The sequence below is a fragment of the Nocardioides sp. GY 10113 genome (assembly GCF_004919105.1).
In the GTDB taxonomy this organism is placed as follows: Bacteria; Actinomycetota; Actinomycetes; order Propionibacteriales; family Nocardioidaceae; genus Nocardioides.
In genome coordinates, this window is record NZ_STGK01000016.1 from 1 (window position 1) to 18,897 (window position 18,897).

Sequence of the window (18,897 nt, forward strand, 5' to 3'; positions counted from 1 at the left end):
ATTTCGGCGGCCCACGCCCGCCGCCTGGCCTGCACCGCCAAGATCGTCCCCGCCGTCCTCGGCGGCCGGTCCGAGGTCCTCGACCTCGGCCGCGCCCACCGCCTCTTCACCCCGGCCCAACGCAAGGCACTCCGGCTCCGGGACACCACCTGCCGCGCCGAGGGCTGCACGGTCCCCGCCACCTGGTGCGAGGCACACCACGAAGTCCCGTGGTCCCGCGGCGGCGCCACGGACCTCGAGAACGCCGTCCTCCTCTGCGGGTTCCACCACCACCGCACCCACGACCCGGCGTACGACACCGACAAGCTCCCCAACGGCGACCACCGCTACCACCGACGCCACTAGGCCGCCCTCGGCCGGAGCCTCCGCGGCGGCCGCGCCACGAGGCCCCGGCGGACCGGAACCGGACGCGCCGTTCCGCGGCCCTACCGGCACGGCCCGCACAGGACCGCGCGCGGACCGCATGTCAGCGAACCCGCGCGAGCCACGACTCGAGCAGGTAGGGTCCTGCCATCGCACGGCCCGCGCCACGTCACGGCGCGCTTGATGACTCACGACGACTCTCATGGTGTCCCCCCGTCCCCCCGCGCGCGCAGGGAGGCCGACGACGGACGCGACGCGACGAACCGCCTCCGACCGACCGCGCAGCGCCTGCTCCGCGATCGCTGGCCCGCCCTGACCGGCGAGCTCCGCACCGCACTCACGGCGGAGCGCGAGCCGGCGCTCGCGAGGCAGGTCGACGAGCTCGTCGTCGTCCAGCCCTGCGGGTGCGGCGACGGCTTCTGCCAGAGCTTCTACACCGCGCCGAGGCCGAACGGTCCGTGGGGACCCGGCCATCGGAACGTGGAGCTCGACCCGCCGTGGCGCGGCCTGCTGATCCTCGACGTCGTGGGCGACCGGATCGTCTACGTGGAGGTGCTCAACCGCCCTCCCCTGACCTGATGGCGAAGCAGGCCCGCGCCACCTCAGCCCAGCCCGGGGATCACCGTGTCGACGAGGTAGACGCGCAGATCCGGCACGTCGCGGACGAGGGTCCGCCAGACCCGGCGCGGGTCGAGGTCGTCGTACTGGTGGGCGGCGAAGCTCCGCATCGCCACGATCTGGCGCCACGGCTGGCCGGGGAAGCGCTCGAGGATCTCGTCGGGGACCCGATTGACGCCCTCGCCGATGCGGATCAGCCCCATCTCCACCGCCCACTGGCTGCGGACGTCGCCGAGGAACTCCTCCTCGCCCGCGCCCGCGATCCCGGCGAGGACGTCGCAGACCACGACGACGCGGCGCGCCGCGTCCAGTGCCTTCACCGGGTCGTCCGGCTCCGGGCTCACACCGGCACCGCCTCGCCCAGGACCCGGTCCCGCATCTCGCCCCGGAGGGTGTCCGCCGCGACGACGTCGACCGCGACCTGGAGCAGATCCGTCAGCGCGAGCCGCAGCCCGACCTCGTCCAGCAGCGTCGCCTCGTCGGTGAAGTCGACCAGCAGGTCGACGTCGGAGCCCGGCCGGTCCTCGCCCCGCGCGACCGAGCCGATCAGCCGAGGCGCGACCGCGTGGTGCTCGGCGACCAGCGCCCGGATCTCGGGCCGGTGCAGGTCCACGCGGGTCGACGGTCTCCCCCGGAGCGCGACGGCGATCCGTTCCAGCACGTCCGGGCTCGGCGTACGCCGACCGTTCTCGTACGCCGACAGGTTCGGCTGGGGGACCACCGCGGCGCGCGCGAGCTGCGACTGGCTCAGGCCAGCCGCCAACCGGGCGGCGCGAAGGTCCACCACACCACCCTATCGGGGTGTTATCGCTAGCGATATGGCTCGCGACGGGGAGCGACGACCACCCGCAGGATGCCGGCGAACACCGCGGCGACCGCCCCCCCGTCGACGTCGCCGTTGCCCCGCAACGGCACCACGAACTCGGGGTAGCGCCAGCCCTCGACGGCGATCCGGCAGCGGCGCTCGTCGAGGTCGAGGTAGGCCCAGTAATCGAGGCAGGGCGTGTCGGGCCACTGGTCGCCGTACGACCGGTCGATCTCGCTGTCGGGGTAGCGGGCGAGGAAGAGGGAGGGCGCGGCCTCCCAGAGCAGCGCGGACGGGCGCCCCTGCCCGTCCACCAGAGCCTGCCGGACGAAGCCGACGTCGGCCGCGTCGAACACCGGGTCGCAGTGGCGGCAGACGTCGTCCACCCAGGGCGCCTCGAACCTGCTCACGAGGCCGGAGGCTAGAGCGAGAGGGCCGACCGGGGCCTCCGATTTTCGGGAGGCCCCGGTCGTGCTCAGAACTCCTCGTCGAACCCGACGCTCCCGCTCACCCCCACCTGATACGCCGAGACCCGGCGCTCGAAGAAGTTCGACAGCTCCTGGACGTCCTGCAGCTCCATGAACGCCAGCGGGTTCGCCGACCCGTAGATCGGCTCCAGCCCCAGCCGCTGCATCCGGCGGTCCGCGACGTGCTCGAGGTAGCTGCGCATGTCGGCGACCGACAGGCCGGCGACCCCCATGCCGAGCAGGTCCTCGGCGAACTGCGCCTCGGCATCGACGCCCTCGATCAGCATCTGCCGGATCTGACCGGCCATCTCCTCGTCGAACAGGTCGGGCTCCTCCTCGCGGACCGTGTCGACCACGTCGAAGGCGAAGCCCATGTGCATCGACTCGTCCCGGAACACCCAGTTGGTCCCCGAGGCGAGCCCGTTGAGCAGGCCGCGGGAGCGCAGGAAGTAGACGTAGGCGAAGGCGCCGTAGAAGAAGAGCCCCTCGATCACCGCGGCGAAGCAGATCAGGTTGAGCAGGAACGCGCGCCGGTGCTCGCGGGTCTCCAGCCGGTCCAGGTCGAAGACCGAGTCGATCCACTTGAAGCAGAAGTCGGCCTTGTGCTTGATCGAGGGGATGTTGTCGACGGCAGCGAACGCCTCGTGCCGCTCGGCCTCGTCGGGCACGTAGGTGTCGAGCAGGGTCAGGTAGAACTGCACGTGCACCGCCTCCTCGAAGAGCTGCCGGCTCAGGTAGAGCCGCCCCTCGGGGGAGTTGATGTGCTGGTAGAGGTTGAGCACCAGGTTGTTCGCCACGATCGTGTCGCCCGTCGCGAAGAAGGCGACCAGCCGCGAGACCAGGTGCCGCTCGGCCTCGGTCAGCCGACCCAGGTCCGCCAGGTCCGAGTGCAGGTCCACCTCCTCCACGGTCCAGTTGTTCTTGATGCCGTCACGGTAGCGCTCGTAGAAGTGCGGGTAGCGCATCGGGCGCAGGGTCAGGTTCATGCCGGGGTCGAGCAGCATCTGGTTCACTCGCAGGCCTCGCAGGTCTCGGGGTTCTCCAGCGAGCAGGCGACGGCCTCGCTCGCGGCGACGGTCTCGGTGGGTACGGCGGCCGCGGCCGCCGCGGGGGCGACCGCGACGGTCGCCTGCTGGATCCGCGTCGCGGGCCGCGAGCGCAGGTAGTACGTCGTCTTCAGGCCGCTGCGCCAGGCGTAGGCGTACATCGAGGAGAGCTTCCCGATGGTCGGCGAGGCCATGAAGAGGTTGAGCGACTGGGCCTGGTCGATGAAGCCCTGCCGCTCGGCCGCCATCTCGACCAGCGCCTTCTGCGGCAGCTCCCAGGCGGTCCGGAAGAGGGTGCGCACCTCCTCGGGCAGCTCGGCCACGCCCTGGACAGAGCCCTCGGCCCGCTTGATCGCCTCGCGCACCTGCGGCGTCCACAGCCCGCGCTCCTTGAGCTCGCGGACCAGCGCGGAGTTCACCTGGAGGAACTCCCCCGACAGCGTCTCGCGCTTGAACAGGTTGGAGACCTGGGGCTCGATGCACTCGTAGCACCCGGCGATCGAGGCGATGGTCGCCGTCGGGGCGATCGCGATCAGCAGCGAGTTGCGCAGCCCGTGCTCGGCGATCCGGGCCTTGAGCGCGGCCCACCGCTCGGCCTGGGTCACCGTGGCACCCCACAGGTCGGGGTGCAGGTCGCCCCGCGACGCCCGCGTCTCGTCGTACGACGGGTGCGGGCCGTGCTCGGCGGCCAGCTCGCAGGAGGCCTCCAACGCGGTCAGGTAGATCTCCTCCGAGACCCGGGTCGACAGCGCCCTGGCCTCGGGCGAGTCGAACGGCAGCCGCAGCGCGAAGAGGACGTCCTGCAGCCCCATCAGCCCGAGCCCGACCGGGCGCCAGCGCGGGTTGGACGCCGCCGACTCCGCGCTCGGGTAGTAGTTGATGTCGATCACCCGGTCCAGGAACGGCACCGCCGTGCGGACGGTGGCGCGCAGCTTCTCCCAGTCGACCTCCGCCCCGGCGGCCCCGTCCGCCACCGGCCGCAGGTGCTGGGCCAGGTTGACCGAGCCGAGGTTGCACACGGCCGTCTCGCCGTCGGAGGAGACCTCGATGATCTCGGTGCACAGGTTCGACAGGTGCACCACCGGCTGGCCGGGGCCAGGGGTGTCGGTGGTCTGGTTGCAGTGCCGGTTGGCGGCGTCCTTGAACGTCATCCAGCCGTTGCCGGTCTGGGCAAGCGTGCGCATCATCTTCGCGTAGAGGTCGCGGGCCTTCACCTGGCGCACGTAGCGCCCGTCGGCCTCGGCGGCCCGGTAGGCCTCCTCGAACGCCGTGCCCCACAGGTCGGGCAGCTCGGGGGCCTGGTCGGGGTCGATCAGCGACCAGGTCTCGTCCGCCTCGACGCGGCGCATGAACTCGTCGGGGATCCAGTTGGCCAGGTTGAGGTTGTGGGTGCGCCGGGCGTCCTCGCCGGTGTTGTCGCGCAGCTCGAGGAACTCCTCGATGTCGGGGTGCCACGGCTCCAGGTAGACGCAGGCCGCGCCCTTGCGCCGCCCGCCCTGGTTGACCGCGGCGACCGAGGAGTCCAGCGTGCGCAGGAACGGCACGATGCCGTTGGACTGGCCGTTGGTGCCGCGGATCAGCGCGCCCCGGGAGCGGACCCGGGAGAAGCCGATCCCGATCCCGCCGGCGAACTTCGAGAGCCGCGCGACCTGGGTGTAGCGCGAGTAGATCGAGTCCAGCTCGTCGCGAGGACTGTCCACGAGGTAGCACGAGGACATCTGGGTGTGCCGGGTGCCGGAGTTGAAGAGCGTCGGGCTGCTCGGCAGGTAGGCCAGGCTCGACATCAGCCGGTAGAAGTCGATCGCCTCCGCCGGCGTCCGGGAGAGGCCGCAGGCGACCCGCAGCAGGAAGTACTGCGGGGTCTCGATCACCAGCCGGGTGGTCGGGTGGCGCAGCAGGTAGCGGTCGTAGACGGTGCGCAGCCCGAAGTACTCGAACCGACGGTCGGCATCCGTGTCGATCGCGAAGTCGAGCTTGCGGGCGTTGTCCTTCACGAACGCCGCGGTCTCGTCGCCGATCACGCCCTCGGCGTGGCCCAGCGCGATCGACTGGCTGAAGGAGGCGACGCCCTGGTTGCGGACCTCCTTCTCCACGTAGCCGGCGAGCAGCCGCGAGGCCAGCCGGGAGTACTGCGGCTCCTCGCCGATCATCTCGGCGGCGGTCTGGATCGACAGCCGGTCCAGCTCGGCCGTGGTGGCGCCGTCGTACAGGCCGCTGATGGTGCGGGTGGCGACCCGCATCGGGTCCACGTCCGGCAGGTCGTCGCTGACCCGGTCGACGGCGCGGACGATCTTGGTGACGTCGACGGGCTCGTGCTCGCCGTTGCGCTTGCGCACCTGCATCCCGGTGCGCGTCGGGGCCGCTGTGCCCCGCCGCGGCGCGGGGGCTTCGGTGACCGTCATGACTCTCTCCTCGCGAGGTCGGTCCCTGGGGTCCGGGTTCGCGGGAGAGGACGGTGCGGTCGCGGTGGTCGAGCGTGTCGAGCCCGGTCGGGACCTGCCAGCCGTCGGCCGTCCCACGAGGCCTCGGACCACCGCACCCGGCGGGTGCGGTGCGCTGGCAGGTCTTCGGACTCGCGGGCACGCCGCACGACCCGGCTGTCGCCGGTCGCTCGACCCCTACTGGCCGTCGCTTCCCGAGCTCGCGCTCAGTGCTGATGACGGCGGTCGTTCCCACTCACCGCTGCGGGGCAGTCCCGGACTCACACCGGGTTCCCTCTTGCCTCGACGTCCCTGGCTGGGGCGCCGAACCAGCTGCGTCGACCACCATATGTGGGCACGGGACGATTCCCGGGGACCACATCTTGGGGCGGCGTGTCCCCGGCGTGTCGCCGGCGTGTCGCGCTCGGGCGTGTCGGCCGGCACCGCTCAGACGAGCACCACCGGCACGATCGCGGCCGCCATCAGTCCCGCGGAGCCGACCGCCGCGGCGCGCTCCCCGAGCAGCCAGCCGCGACTCGCGACCAGGCGACGACGCATCGCCGCGGCGTACCCGACCGCGATCACCGCCGCGACCCCGGCGGCCAACCAGGGCAGCCACGCGCCGCCGGCAGGGACGGCGTCGACCGCCGCCGGCACGACGTGCGCGTGGCCATGGTGCCCGCCCGGGACCGCCATCAGCGCCGTGAGCACCGCCATCAGCGCCAGGCAACCGAACCGCTCCGCGGTCATCGGGTCGCCGCGGCCGGCGAGCAGCGTCGCCCCGGCCGCCGCCGCCATCACCGCGGCCCACCCGAGCGAGGGCAGCAGGAGCCCGCCGAGCATCATCGCGTCGACCATGCCGACGCCCATCACCAGCATGGCGACCAGGGCGACCAGGGCGAGCCGGCCGCCGTGCCGGTGACGGGACTGGTGACGGGCGCAGCAGTACGCCGCGACCACCGCCAGGGCCGCGGCGCCGACCATCAGGTCCTGGTGCCCGAGCACGCCGGCCTCCACCCCTCGACTCAGTGGCAGCAGGAGTCGCCGCCGGCTCCCTCGCCGCTCGCCGGCGCGCAGTGCCCCTTGGGTGACGCCGGCACGTCCAGCACCGGGTTGCCGTCGAAGAACCCGTAGGGCTTGAGCATGAAGCCGCAGTAGTCGACCGGCATCACGGGCCAGTCCTCCGGCCGCGGGAAGTGCGTGAGCCCGAACGTGTGCCAGAGCACCAGGTCCGCGCCCTCCAGCGGCCGGTCGGCGGTCATCCAGCTGGTCAGCCCGTCAACGCCCGGGTTCTGGTTGACGAAGTCGCCGGCCGGGTACCGCTCGTCGGGGTCGTACGCCGTGAACCACACCGGCCGGGTCGTGTAGGTGGCCCGGGCGGTGATGCGGGCCTCCGGGTCGGCCAGCAGCATCGGCGTCTCCGGTGCGTGCAGCACGTAGCCGGTCGGCTCGTCGACGAAGTTCCGCTCGGTGGCGCTGTTGATGTGCCAGACCCGGTTGAGCGCCGCGTTGTGGTCGCGCCCGCCCTCGGCCTCGCTGCGGATCGGCGTCGCGCGGTAGGTGAACGCGTTGCCGTACGGGTTCGACTCGCTGATCGGCAGCCGCTGCGCCTCGACCTCCACCGCCGAGTTCGCGGGCCCGTCGATGGCGAGGTCGACCCGGGCGCAGAAGAGATGCTGGTGGAACGGGGCGCCGACGCCCGGCGCGACCTCCGTCGCGTAGGGGAACCCCTTGCCCGGGTAGGCGCTGGGGAACAGGATGCCGGTGAGCTTCGCCTCGCACTCGATCGTGCCGTCGAGGTAGAGGTACCAGTAGAAGCCGTAGTCGTAGTTGCCGACCGTGGTGAAGAACGAGATCACCAGCCGGCGCTGGCGGCGCACGTCGGAGCCGCCGGTGAACAGGTCGGTGTGCTTCCAGAGGGTGCCGAAGTCCTCCTCGTGGATGCAGATCGCGTTGGGGATGGTCCGCGGCATCCCCATCTCGTCGGCCAGCACCGCGTCGGCGTAGTGGATCTCGCCGAGGCAGTCGCAGCCGAGCTCGAGGGAGTTGGCGTAGCGGCCGAAGAGGTACTCGCCGGTGTCGAAGTAGTTCTGCCAGTACCGGGTCGGCGACGGGTCGGCGTACGGCACCACCATCTCGGCGACCGACGCGCGGTAGGCGACGTCGCGGTCGCGGCCCTGGCGGCGGTCGAAGTACTGCAGGTTGCGCAGGACCAGGCCCTCACGGGTGTCGAAGCCGAAGTCCAGCTGCCAGTTCGCCCACCTCAGGTGCCCGTCCTCGACCGTGAAGGAGGGACCCTCGGGTTGGGTGATCTCGATCGGCTTGAGCCCGGTCATCTCCGGGCCGCGGTCCTCGGGCTTGTGGAAGTTCTCCGACTTCTGCGGGACCGCCATCACCTCGTGGTCGACGACCTTCAGCACCGTTCCGGTGATCGGGTCGACGTAGGCGCACAGTCCGTCGACCGGGTGCGCCCAGGGGTTGTCGGTCTCGTCGGTCCGGTAGAAGGCGAACGAGCGGAGCACCCGGTTCTCGGCCGGCAGGTCGGGGTAGCGGCCCGGCGAGAGCGGGACCGCGACGGTGTCCGCGACGTCGACGCCGCGGCGGGCCAGGGCGGCGGCCCACTCCTCGCTCTCACCGAGGATCCGGTCGACCTCCTCGAACTCGGTGTCGAGGACGGGCACCCGGCCGGCGCTGCCGTCGATCACGACGTCGGAGACGACCGCCCCGGCGTCGAGGTCGACCACCAGGTCCCGCTCCACGCCGCTGCGCAGGTCGAGGGTGAGCACGCGGGCGGCGCGGGTCGGCCGCGGCGCGTTGCCGTCGGCGTACGCGAGAACCTCACGCTTGTCCGGCTCGGCGAGGCCCACGTAGACGAAGCGGGTGTCGGCCCCGACGCCGGAGAGTGCGGTCACCAGGTCGCGGACGGCGAGGTACTCCTCCGCCGTCAGCGGCGCGAGGGTGGTGGCGGCGTGGCCGGTGGCGATGCCTCGGGAGACGCGGATCTGCGTGTCGGTCATGGCGCCATCACATCGGCAGCACGGGGGTGCTGTCAGCAGTCCGGACTCCTGGATACGACCTCTTCACACGACCCTCGCATCCCCGAAACAGAGCGGGTCGGGAGAGCTCTCTCCCGGGTGGGCGCGGTAGCGCAAGGAGGGGAGTCTCGGCCCGGGCGCCCGTGAACCGGCCATCCCCCTGGCCGGCCGGCGCCGGCGACCCCACGCTCGCCGCCACGGCGGGGTGGGCCGCCGTGGGACAGCCAGACGCGAGGCCTCGGAGTCCTCACTCGCGGCAGCGGGTCGGGGAGGTCATCGCGTCGGCGCCGACCCGGTCGGCGGTGAAGGAGATGGTCACCCAGCAGCGCCCGGTCCGCTCCCAGAGCCGGAAGGTCAGCGGGCGGGGGCGGGTCAGCCGGTAGTCGGTGCTCATGGTCCGTCGGACCGCGCCCACGTCGTAGCCGCTGAGCCGGGAGATCCGCCGGTCCATGCGGCGGGAGACGTTGCGGAGCGACTCGACCACCTCGGTGGCGCCCTCGTCGAGTCCGGCGGCGCGGCTGAGCCAGGCCGAGTTGCGGCGCGGGAGCTCGCGGCAGGGCACCGGCCGCACCCGGAGCTCATCGCCCCTGGCCAGCGGCGCCTCCAGGCACTGGGTCCGGCCGCCGCGGGTGAACTGGAACCGCAGGTCGTCGTCCATGCTGTCGCCGTTGCGGTCGGTGAGGCTGCGCGGCGCGAAGTGGATGCTCGAGTGGGCGGCGCCGAGGTACGTCGGCAGCATCACCTGGCGGAGGTAACGCCAGAACACCGCCGCGCTCATCGGCCTGGAGGCGGCGTCGACGAACCCGAGCAGGTCCTGCACCGGCGTCGCGCTCGTCGCGACGGCGTCGCCCGCGCACGGGCCCGCGGTCACCGCGATGGCCGCCCCGCCGTCCTTCTCGCGCACGCACGCCTGGTCCCCGAGGACGGTGAGGGTGAAGTGGTCGTCGGTGATCGGCGTCGCACCGACGTAGGTGCGCAGCCGCGGGCTGCGGCCCGCCAGCACATCGGTCCTGACCGCCCGCAGCGTCGGCACGGCCTCGGACAGGAGGTGCAGGACGTCCCGGCTGTCGCGGGCGGAGCGGTAGGCGAGGTTCGCCCTCAGCTCGGCGCGGAGCGCGCCCGTGGTGGCGAGCCGCTCTACGGTCGCCGTCCTCGCTCCCCAGGGCCGCGCGTCGTCGGCCTGGCTCGCCGGGGCGACACCCGCCAGGCCCGCGGTCAGCCCGAGCGTGAGGAGGGCGGTCGACGCGGCGGAGGCGAGGCGGCGGCGGCGGGGGCTACGGGTCACGGTGGTGCTGTCCTTCCACAAGCGCCGAACCACCTGTCCGGCCCCCGGACTCTAGGGCCGTGGGCGCCAGCCAATCCGCACGACCCGCCGGCGACGCGGCCGGCGGCCACCGGACTGGTGACGCTGGCGCGGCGACTGGTAGGGCCGTAGCGTGAGGCCATGCCGGAGCCGGCGGGGAACGCCCCGGACTTCACCCAGCACCGGGTCTTCTGGCGCCTGATCGGCTACTCGGCGCTGCTCGGCGTCCTGGGGTCCGTCGCCGGGCTGGTCTTCCTGGCCGTGGTCGGCCTCGGCCCACGGTGGTACGGCGAGCAGCAGACCGGCTGGATGGACGGGCCCTGGTGGTGGGTGCCGGTGGCGATGGCCGCTGGGCTGGTCGTCGGCCTGCTCCGCCGGGCGTTCCACAGCCCCGAGAAGGCACCCGGCCTGATTGAGGACGTTGAGGCGCAGCACGTCGACCACCGGCCGGTCCCGTCGGTCGTCGCCATCTCCGCCGTGTCGCTGATCGGGGGCGCCAGCCTCGGCCCCGAGGTGGCGCTCGGACAGGTCGGCGGAGGCGCCGCGGACGTGGTCAGTCAACGCCGCGGCCTCGACGAGGACACCGGCAAGGCGCTGACGCTCGGGGGCATCGCCGGCGCGTTCGGGGGGATGTTCTCCAGCCCGGTGCTCTCCGTCGTACTGGTCCTGGAGCTGGCGCGGCCGGGGCGCAAGGTCTTCGGCCCGGCCCTCTACGGCAGCATCGTCGCCGCGAGCCTCTCCTTCGCCATCTACTTCACCGTCGCCGGCACGATCTTCCTCGGCATCTACGAGGTGCCGTCCTTCGACTTCGCCGACTGGCACCTGGCCGCCGCCGTACCGCTCGGCATCCTCGCGGTCCTCGTCGTCCTGGCCACGATGGCCGTCGGTGCGGCGACGACGAAGGCAGTGGCGCTGCTGCGGCTGCCCGCGCTGCTGACGCCGGTGGTCGGCGGGCTGCTCTTCGGGCTGGTCGGGGTGGCGCTGCCGCTGACCAGCTTCACCGGCAGCGACCAGCTCGGCGTCGCGCTGGACAAGGGCTCTGCCCTGGGCACCGGCCTGCTGGTGGCGATCCTGGTCGGCAAGATGCTCGCCTTCGCCGTCAGCACCGCGACCGGGTTCATCGGCGGCCCGATCTTCCCGGTGCTCTTCCTCGGCGGGGTGAGCGGGATCCTCGTCCACCAGGTGGTGCCCGACATCCCCTTGGGCCTGGCCTTCGCCTGCCTCCTGGCCGCGGTGCCGGGCGCGATCGTCGGCGCCCCGTTCACCCTCGTGCTGCTGGCGGCGCTGATGACCCAGGTGGGCCCGCTGGAGACCGCGCCGGTGCTGATCGCCGTGGGGACGGCCTCGCTCACCGTCTCGGCCCTGAAGTACCTGCGGGCCCGGCGGAGCGCGGCCACGGAGCCGTCAGTGGCCTAGTCCACGACGGTTGACGCCAGGTCCCGGGCGGTCGGGGCCTTGGCCCCTTCACGCCACCGACGCCCGGGCGGAGTGTCGGACCGAGAGCTCCCGCCCCGCCGCTCCGAACGGTCGGTCCGGCGGGAAGGACCGACCGGAGGACCGCCATGGACGTCGACCACCGAGCCACACGAACCGCCAGCCGGACGCGCCGCGCCGCCGCCGTGCTCGCCGCCGTACTCTCCGCGGTCCTGGCGGCCACCGGCCTGAGCGCCACGGACCCGCCGGCCCGGGCCGCGACCGCCCTGGTCATCGACAGCCCGGCCGACTGCCAGCGGCTGTTCACCCTCATCGGCGCCACGATCGGCTCGGTCGGCAGGCGCACCTGCTACGTCTCGTCCGAGGGCTCCGAGGTGCACCTGCCGGCCGGCCACACCGTCACGATCGCGCCGGGATGGGAGGTCATGGTCGACTCCGTCGTGTTCTTCAACGAGGGGACGATCCGGAACAGGGGCTTCTTCAGAGCGAGCGGCGACGTCGTCAACAACGTGGGCAGCGCGGTCTTCGACAACGCCGGACGCCTGATCCTGGGCGTCTCGGACATGTCCTTCCTCGACCAGTCGGTCTTCCTCAACCGGGAGAAGGGTCACGTCGAGCTGAACATCGGCGGGCTGTCGATCGGCGACCACGGCTACAACCGGGGCGTGATCGACGTGGCGACGTCGCTCCAGGTCGGCGGCACGCTGGTGAACCACGGGAAGATCCGGATCGCCCACGGCGGCGAGGTGCCCGGCAACATCGTCGGGCGGCCGCCGGTGGTGATGCCGTACGACGAGGCGCCGGTGCTCGTGTCGTCGTACCCCACCGACGGCGCGGTCGGCGTCCCCCGCCGTGCATCGATCGTGCTGACCTTCTCCGAACCGGTCACGGCGATCCGCAGCTGGTACTCCGCCTCCTACCTCCTGGCCGAGGACCCGCCGGTCCGCGCAGCTCTCCGCACCCGCTACTACCGCGTGGCACCGAACAAGTACGTCATCGACCCCATCGACCCGCTGCCGGCGGGGGCGGAGATCTTCGTCTGGTTCTACACCGACCTGGTGACCGACCAGGACCGGATCGATCCGCCGGGCGCCTGGACCCCGGTCGAGTACTTCGTCTCGCTCTCGTTCACCACGAGGTGAGAGGCGGCCGCCGCCTGGCCGCCTCTCCGACGGGTGTCGCGACGGGCGCACGGCCCGGGCGGGGTGGCAGATCCGGCTGCGGACCCCGTGGTGATGCGCTCCCACACCGCGCGGATCGCGGGTCGCGTGCCTGAGAACCTGCTACTCCGGCGGGGTCCGCCAGGTCTTCCAGACCGGCGAGGAGACCGCATTCATGTAACACGCTGTTGCACGCCAGCCCGGCCTCCCGGAACCCGGTCCTCTGTTGAACACCGCCGACGGATCGCTGGCGGTCGGCTCCAGATCCGCCGGGGTGGCCCGGATGCCGTTCGGCTATCAGGAGGGCTGGCGCACTGGTGCTTCTTCTGGTTCTGTTCGCGGCCGGTGGCGGCGCTGAGCTGGAGGGGTTGCTCGTACCGATCGGCGCCAGCATGTTCGTCCTGGCGGCGGGTGGGCTCGTCCTCCCCGAGCGCAGCCCCAACGTCGACCGATGACGGCTACGTGAGCAGCTGCGCATGCCGCAGGTGACGCGCGACGCTGCCGCCATCCGCTCGTGTCGCGGTGCTGGGCGGCACCGCTGACCGATGCCCCACTGAGGCCGCGTGAGCGTGGGGCGGTCGGCACACCTGCGGTCCGACGTCTTGTGAAGATCGTCGTCGCCCTGGGCTCCGGTCAGAACCAGAGGGACGAGCGGGTGTGGCCGTTCGAATATGTGCAGGTGAACCCATCTGGCCATTGCCAGGAGTAGGAGACGCTGCGCTCGCCCGTCGCGCTCCAAGGAACCTCGTCGAGGTGTCGCTCGTCGAGCGGAGTGTCGCCGAGTCCGCATTCAGTCGTCATTCGATCCCACCCGGCCCGGAAGTAGATGGGGACCGCGACGACCATTGCGGTCACGACGAGGACAGCCGTGATGACGTACCTGCGCACGCGCGGAATCTACGGCTTCGCCGGCTCCGTTCATCGGTTCCCCCGGGGATTGATCCCCACGCCCCTCGCTCGGGCGGGAGGCTTCACGGGCGAACGGAGGGTTCCGCCACAAGAGGATGGCTGAGCGGGACTGCCTCGGCCGACTGCTCGGCCTCCTCCGGGAAGGGCGGCCTCCCCGGGCCGGTCAGCCCAGGCGCCAGCCCCCGTCGGTGGGCAGCACGACGCCGTGGATGTACGACGCCTCCGGAGATGCAAGCCACCACACCACCGCAGCGGCTTCAGCCGCCGTGCCCAGCCGCTTCGCCGGCACCTCCGAGCGCACCGCCGCCTGGAACTCGGGGTCGGCCACCGTCTCCGGCGGGAAGTAGGAAGGGTTCTCGATGAAGTTCGGCGCCAGCGCGTTGATGCGGACTCCATCACCGGCGAGCTCCTTCGCCGCGCTCCTCACCACGGCCAGCTGGGCAGCGCGGGCCGACTCGTAACCCGCGATCGGGTGACCGCTGGAGCGCAGCACCGTGGCTGAGGTCGGCACCACCACGATCCCGGTACCGCGTTCGCGCATGGATGGCACGCAAGCCCCCAACAACCAGAAGAGCGGGTGCACGAGTCGGTCGAAGAGATGCCCGAGCGTGGCGTCGTCGTGAGCCTCGACCGGCGCGACCGTGATCGGCGCCTCGAGGTTGGCCACCAGGACGTCGAAGGGACCTTCGGAAGCCACCAGGGCCTCGACCTCGGCCCGAGATCCGAGCGGTGTCGAAACGGCGACAACATCGTCGCCCTCAGCGCGGAATCGCTCCACCACGCCCGGCCCGAGGAACTCGTCCGCGTCGGTCACCAGCACCCGTCGTGCCATACACGGATCCTAAGGTGGCTCGCACCGGCCTGCGCGTGGCCCGGGTTGTCGAGCGGCGCCCGGTGAATCCAGGCCGGCTTGGGCCGTTCGGCCGACCGTATGCCGCGCCGTCCGGCCGGGGGGGATCCCGCTGGGACGATGAAGAACCGGCTCGCAGCCCAACCAGCCCGACCGAGCACGATCAGCGAACTGCAGGCCCTCATCGACGTCTTCGTCGACGCCCACAACACCACCCGCCCGAACCCAGGTCCTCGACCTCGTCGACGGACTCCACGTCCGGGTCATCAACGCCGCGACCGGCGAACTGCTCCGCGACCCGGTCATCGACCTCACCCGCGGCTACCAGCCACTCGGCCGGCCACCCGGACCCAAGCCCGGAAAAACCAGCAGGCCGGACCCAGATTCTGGGTCCGGCCTGTCCGGTATCTCTTGAGAGATCACACTGCGCGCCCGTAGGGATTCGAACCCCAAACCTTCTGTTCTTGAGTCAGATGGTTTCGGTAGTGCTCGTCGCTACCCATTGAGCGTCAATCCCACCGCCCTGGCCTGCCCAAATGCCGGTTCCCAGCGACGATAGTGCTCGTTGTTTCCCGTCGTCGCCCGTTGAATGTGCCCCGTTTATGGCCCCCAGATGACGCCGACTCGGGCCAGGGGCCGGATTGGGTGGCAGCGGTGTGCTTCACGCCGACTCGCCCTCTGCGAACCCGTCGAGCAGGACATCGAGCGCCACTGTCACGTCAACGGCCTCGGCGCTTCGGTCGTTGTAGTGGGCGTCGGCGATCCGGTCGCCGGAGTGCCCGAGCAGCGAGGCGCCCGCGGTCAAACCGAGCATCTTGATCGTCTTGGTGGCCGCGGTTCGTCGGAACGTGTGCGGGGTGATCCAGGAGATGTCCTCGTCCGTGCACATCGCCTTGGCCTCGGTCAGCGCGCGAGCAACGTTGCGCGGCCACAAGGGAGTGCCGGCCCGGGATGCGAATACCGGGTCCTCGGGGCTCACGTCGGTGCCCTTGGCCTCGGCCCTCGCGGTCGCCTCGTCCAGACGACGGCGCAGCATGCTCACCACGACGATGGGCAACGTGACGGTGCGGGCACCGTCCTTGGTCTTCACCTCGCCCCGCACCAGCCCCTGGCCCTTCACCGGGGTCATGTTGTCTTCGACCCGGAACAGGGCGGCGTCGAGGTCCAGGTGGTGCCAGCAGACGCCGGAGAGTTCGCCTGCACGGACACCGGTGCCCAGGCTCATCATCACCAGGTCGCGCAGCGGCACGGTGGGGTGATACCAGCGCCGCGCCTTCTCGCTGTAGCGCGGCTTCTCCCACTCCGTGATCGCGTCCCGCAACAGGGGCAGGTGGTGGGGCCTCATCGCCTTCTTGGGGTGGCGGCGTTCTCCCTTGGCGTCGACAGCCCGCGGGGTGACTGCGACGGGGTTGATCGCGACGGCCTGGTCGAGCACCGCCAGCCCCATGATCTGCGACAGAAGGGTGCGCGCGGTCGGGCGGTTGTAGCGCAGCGCCGAGTGCCAGCGGTGCACGGCACCCGGGGTCACCTCGCGGACGGTCAGATGCTCGAAGCCCGGCAGGACCGAGGAGTTCAGTGCGGTCTCGTACCGCTCCTTGGTGGTCGGTGCCAGACGAGTGCTCGCCTTGACCTGGGCCAGCCACTTCGCGGCCAGGACGGGGAAGGGAGTGTCGCCCCGGACCGGTGCGCCAGTGGTGGCGTTAGCAGCCAGGTCGCGGCACTTCTCGCGCAGCGCCGCCTCGGCCTTCGTCGGAGAGGAGCCGGTCGCCTTCACCTTGCGGTTCTGCCCGTCAGCGTGGCGGTACCGGGTGATCGCCACGTGAGTGCCGTTCTCCTGCTTCTTGATGTCGATCTTGCCGTGCGTGCCGATCGGGGTGCGGGGACGCGCCATCTCATGCCGCCTGGTTGTCGAGCCACGAATCAAGGTCGGCCCGACGGTATCGAAGGTGCTTCCCGACCCGCAGCGCTCGCGGTCCGGCCAAGTGCTGCCGCCAGCGGTAGAGCGTCTTGACCGGCACTCCGAGGTAGGCGCTGACCTCTTCCGGCGTCATGAGCGGGGAGCAGCAGTGGTTGTCGTTGCGCGTCGTTTCCTTCGTCATGGCCCGCAGGTGTGCGGCCAGGGCGTGAGAACTCCCCGCCCTCACGGTCCAGCTCGAAGAAGCGGTCGAGCCCCGCTCCACCTCCGCGTGACTGCACCGTCGCAAGTTGGTGGTCCAACGCCTCGCCGCGGGCACCACCAGGCGCCCCAGAACGGGGCTGAGGCGGCCAAGAAATCGCTCTGACCTCAAGGAGTAAAGACTCTTCACTGCGGGAGTCAAGATTCTTGACACCTCGCCGACGGAAGAGAGTCGAGGTCGCACGGGGCCCTTCCGCCGGTTGGGTGCGCGGCGGCATAGAGATTGATGAGCGCTTACGGGCCCCCCGGAATCACGCTCATCTACGAAACCGCCTCTCGAACAGAAGGACGCGAAGACATGAGCGCAAGCCCCCTGCACGACCACTGCCTCCACCCCGAGGTCAACCGACTCCTCGCCGCCGAGACCCTCGCCCACACCTGCGACCGAGGCAAGGCCATCAAGACCGAGGAGTCCCTCGGGGACGACACGTGGCTGGCCACGGTCGCCATCCTCCTCGGTGACGAGATCGGTGACTTCGACGAGGCCGTCGTCTCGATCGAGACGAACCGCGACCTGTGCCTGGTCGTGCGCCGCGGTGGGTTCGCGGCGTTCGAGATGGCGGAGTACGCAGCCGCCCGGATCGCAGCCGAGCAGATCGCCGCCAACTAGAAGTCCGTTGCCCGGCCCCGTACAGGCGGCGGCGGTTCGCGACCGAGCCTCGCGCCAAGTTGCAGTCCGCCGCCTCCGGGGCGGAAAGCAGCGGCGACCGCAAGCCCCCGTTCGGGCATGCTGGAGGCCCGGGTTCGCTCACGCAGGGCTGTAGGGAGGGCACGATGCCACACGACGTCGAAAATCTGCCGTCGTCCGCGGCTACCGGTCTGTGGCGGATCGCCTTCGAGCACGGGCCGCCGCTGCTCCTGCGAATTGATCCGGTCGACCCGGTGTGGCTCCGTCCCGCGGTCGTCGGACCGGACGGCGAGCCGATGGTCAGCGGCCTCCCGGACGGCAGGTGGAGCCAACTCGACATTGGACCGCACCTGATCCGATGGGGCGCGACCGGTGGTCCCGAGCCGGTCGCTGGAGACGGCGGGCCGGTGCCGGGTGTCCGGGTCGGGTACGGGGTGGTGGTCGGTCGCCGCACGAACCACGATGCCGGCTGGCGTACCCCGACAGTGGTTTCGATCGACAGGATCTCCTCGGAGGACCTGACCCACTCGCAGCGCGTCGGACTACGCCAGCGCGACCTCGAACGCGCACGACAGAAGCTGCGGGGTCGATACGACGGCGACGGGTTCGACTTCTGGTGGGCATGGCCGCCGGGCTGGGTACCCCTCGTGGTGGATCTCGACGCGCGGCTCGCCGCCCTAGACCCCGACTATCGCATCGAACGGATCCGGGGGAAGTTCGGGATCCTGTCGTTCAACGCCACGACCAGCATCACCCGCGAGCCGCTGGCCGCGTTCGAAGCCGCCATCCGCGACGCCGAGCAGCAGTCGCTCGTGACGTGCGAGGAGTGCGGAGAGGCCGGCGCCCTCTGCGGGGACGTCGAGGCTGGTGACCTGTTCCTGGCCACGCTCTGTGAGGAGTGCGCCAACGATGCGGCCGCCCCAGCCGTGCCGGGCGTGGATCCTCGCCACTTTCAGACCGTGCGGGCCGAGACGGACAGCCCGTGAGCGACCGCATCCCGCTCCTGGTCGACGTGGATGGCGTTCTGAACGTTCTGCTTCCGCGGGGCGCCGGCGGCCAGGTCGACACGCGGCGACTCGACGTCCACGAGGGGGTCTTGGGCCCGGACGGCCGGGCATTCACGCTGAGGTTCGATCCGCGCCTGCCGACCTGGCTAGACCGCCTGTCCGAGCGGTTCGAACTCGTCTGGAGCACGACCTGGAGCAACGCGAACGAGGCGATTTCGCCGCTGGTCGGCCTCCCTGGCGACCTCGATCAGGTCCGGCTCCCTCGGGGCGATGACTGGATCGGGGTCGCTCCATACCTGTGCCGCAAGACCGTGTTCGTACGGCGGTGGGCGGCCGAGCGTGGCGTCGCCCGGCTGGCGTGGATCGACGACGAGATCGTCGACGCCGACCGCGCAGCACTCACCGCCACATGGCCGCGGCAGGACCGGGCGCCGATGTGGATGGAGGGCTATGTCAACACCCCGGCGCTCGATGATGCCACTGTCGTGACGACGGACCCACTGGTTGGTTTGACCGAGGAGCAGGTCGACACGCTGATGGCGTGGGCAGAGAGTCGCTCCGGCCGGCTTGGTGCCGCTGAGGCCGGAGAGAACCGCCATGCCCATGACGCTGCCGTTGACTGAATCGTGCCCGAGATCCGCGAGGTTCGAGCGAGTCGATGACGCCTGGCGGGACT

At 71.3% G+C, this 18,897-nt stretch carries 20 protein-coding genes and 1 riboswitch; of the genes, 8 read left to right on the top strand and 12 right to left on the bottom strand.

Annotated elements, in window-relative coordinates; genetic code table 11:
• Window positions 1-345: HNH endonuclease signature motif containing protein (locus tag E8D34_RS16970; RefSeq protein WP_136595853.1), on the top strand; the 345-nt coding region annotated here is incomplete at its 5' end.
• Between the two features lie 201 nt (window positions 346-546).
• Window positions 547-942, top strand: coding sequence for a hypothetical protein (locus E8D34_RS16975; protein WP_240771421.1), 396 nt, complete (start codon window positions 547-549; stop codon window positions 940-942).
• Between the two features lie 23 nt (window positions 943-965).
• On the opposite strand, the gene E8D34_RS16980 is transcribed toward E8D34_RS16975, so the two are convergent.
• From E8D34_RS16980 to E8D34_RS17015, 8 genes are all read right to left on the bottom strand, one after another.
• A complete protein-coding gene (locus E8D34_RS16980) occupies window positions 966-1,325 on the bottom strand; it encodes a DUF86 domain-containing protein (RefSeq protein WP_136595854.1) in 360 nt (119 codons plus the stop codon).
• Window positions 1,322-1,765 (bottom strand): helix-turn-helix domain-containing protein, encoded by a 444-nt coding sequence (locus E8D34_RS16985; protein ID WP_168929488.1) that lies wholly within the window; start codon window positions 1,763-1,765, stop codon window positions 1,322-1,324. Before E8D34_RS16985 ends, E8D34_RS16980 begins: the two co-directional genes overlap by 4 nt.
• A gap of 26 nt (window positions 1,766-1,791) precedes the next feature.
• Window positions 1,792-2,196: a hypothetical protein gene (locus E8D34_RS16990; RefSeq protein ID WP_136595856.1), complete on the bottom strand. Its 405-nt coding sequence runs from the start codon at window positions 2,194-2,196 to the stop codon at window positions 1,792-1,794.
• Window positions 2,197-2,261: 65 nt separating this feature from the next.
• Entirely contained in the window at window positions 2,262-3,257 is a 996-nt protein-coding gene (locus tag E8D34_RS16995; protein ID WP_136595937.1) for a ribonucleotide-diphosphate reductase subunit beta, read from the bottom strand.
• Window positions 3,258-3,262: 5 nt separating this feature from the next.
• Window positions 3,263-5,701, bottom strand: a complete 2,439-nt coding sequence (locus E8D34_RS17000; protein WP_136595857.1) for a ribonucleoside-diphosphate reductase subunit alpha — start codon at window positions 5,699-5,701, stop codon at window positions 3,263-3,265.
• Window positions 5,702-5,839: 138 nt separating this feature from the next.
• A riboswitch (cobalamin riboswitch) is annotated at window positions 5,840-6,068 on the bottom strand.
• Between the two features lie 98 nt (window positions 6,069-6,166).
• A complete protein-coding gene (locus E8D34_RS17005) occupies window positions 6,167-6,724 on the bottom strand; it encodes a hypothetical protein (protein WP_136595858.1) in 558 nt (185 codons plus the stop codon).
• Window positions 6,725-6,744: 20 nt separating this feature from the next.
• Entirely contained in the window at window positions 6,745-8,736 is a 1,992-nt protein-coding gene (locus E8D34_RS17010; RefSeq protein ID WP_136595859.1) for a primary-amine oxidase, read from the bottom strand.
• A 265-nt stretch (window positions 8,737-9,001) separates the two neighbouring features.
• Window positions 9,002-10,039 carry a hypothetical protein gene (locus E8D34_RS17015; protein ID WP_136595860.1) on the bottom strand — a complete coding sequence of 346 codons (1,038 nt, stop codon included), beginning with the start codon at window positions 10,037-10,039 and terminating at the stop codon, window positions 9,002-9,004.
• Between the two features lie 159 nt (window positions 10,040-10,198).
• On the opposite strand from E8D34_RS17015, the gene E8D34_RS17020 reads away from it, so the two are divergent.
• From E8D34_RS17020 to E8D34_RS20855, 3 genes are all read left to right on the top strand, one after another.
• Complete coding sequence (locus E8D34_RS17020; protein ID WP_136595861.1) at window positions 10,199-11,473, top strand: chloride channel protein; 1,275 nt, start codon at window positions 10,199-10,201, stop codon at window positions 11,471-11,473.
• A gap of 146 nt (window positions 11,474-11,619) precedes the next feature.
• A complete protein-coding gene (locus E8D34_RS17025) occupies window positions 11,620-12,633 on the top strand; it encodes an Ig-like domain-containing protein (RefSeq protein WP_136595862.1) in 1,014 nt (337 codons plus the stop codon).
• Between the two features lie 335 nt (window positions 12,634-12,968).
• Window positions 12,969-13,106, top strand: coding sequence for a hypothetical protein (locus E8D34_RS20855; protein ID WP_168929489.1), 138 nt, complete (start codon window positions 12,969-12,971; stop codon window positions 13,104-13,106).
• Window positions 13,107-13,284: 178 nt separating this feature from the next.
• On the opposite strand, the gene E8D34_RS17030 is transcribed toward E8D34_RS20855, so the two are convergent.
• The 4 genes from E8D34_RS17030 to E8D34_RS17045 form a co-directional block, all read right to left on the bottom strand.
• Window positions 13,285-13,539, bottom strand: coding sequence for a hypothetical protein (locus E8D34_RS17030; protein WP_136595863.1), 255 nt, complete (start codon window positions 13,537-13,539; stop codon window positions 13,285-13,287).
• Between the two features lie 184 nt (window positions 13,540-13,723).
• Window positions 13,724-14,374, bottom strand: coding sequence for an SDR family oxidoreductase (locus E8D34_RS17035; protein WP_168929490.1), 651 nt, complete (start codon window positions 14,372-14,374; stop codon window positions 13,724-13,726).
• 697 nt (window positions 14,375-15,071) lie between these two features.
• Entirely contained in the window at window positions 15,072-16,334 is a 1,263-nt protein-coding gene (locus E8D34_RS17040; RefSeq protein WP_136595865.1) for a site-specific integrase, read from the bottom strand.
• Window positions 16,303-16,509 carry a helix-turn-helix domain-containing protein gene (locus E8D34_RS17045; RefSeq protein WP_136595866.1) on the bottom strand — a complete coding sequence of 69 codons (207 nt, stop codon included), beginning with the start codon at window positions 16,507-16,509 and terminating at the stop codon, window positions 16,303-16,305. Before E8D34_RS17045 ends, E8D34_RS17040 begins: the two co-directional genes overlap by 32 nt.
• Before the next feature lie 375 nt (window positions 16,510-16,884).
• Here E8D34_RS17045 and E8D34_RS17050 point away from each other — a divergent pair, with 375 nt between their 5' ends.
• The 3 genes from E8D34_RS17050 to E8D34_RS17060 all read left to right on the top strand — a co-directional run bounded on the left by E8D34_RS17050 (window position 16,885) and on the right by E8D34_RS17060 (window position 18,844).
• Window positions 16,885-17,196 carry a hypothetical protein gene (locus E8D34_RS17050; RefSeq protein WP_136595867.1) on the top strand — a complete coding sequence of 104 codons (312 nt, stop codon included), beginning with the start codon at window positions 16,885-16,887 and terminating at the stop codon, window positions 17,194-17,196.
• Between the two features lie 164 nt (window positions 17,197-17,360).
• Entirely contained in the window at window positions 17,361-18,200 is an 840-nt protein-coding gene (locus tag E8D34_RS17055; RefSeq protein ID WP_136595868.1) for a hypothetical protein, read from the top strand.
• Window positions 18,197-18,844: an HAD domain-containing protein gene (locus tag E8D34_RS17060; RefSeq protein WP_136595869.1), complete on the top strand. Its 648-nt coding sequence runs from the start codon at window positions 18,197-18,199 to the stop codon at window positions 18,842-18,844. The genes E8D34_RS17055 and E8D34_RS17060 overlap by 4 nt, the downstream gene beginning before the upstream one ends.
• Window positions 18,845-18,897: the final 53 nt, after the last annotated feature.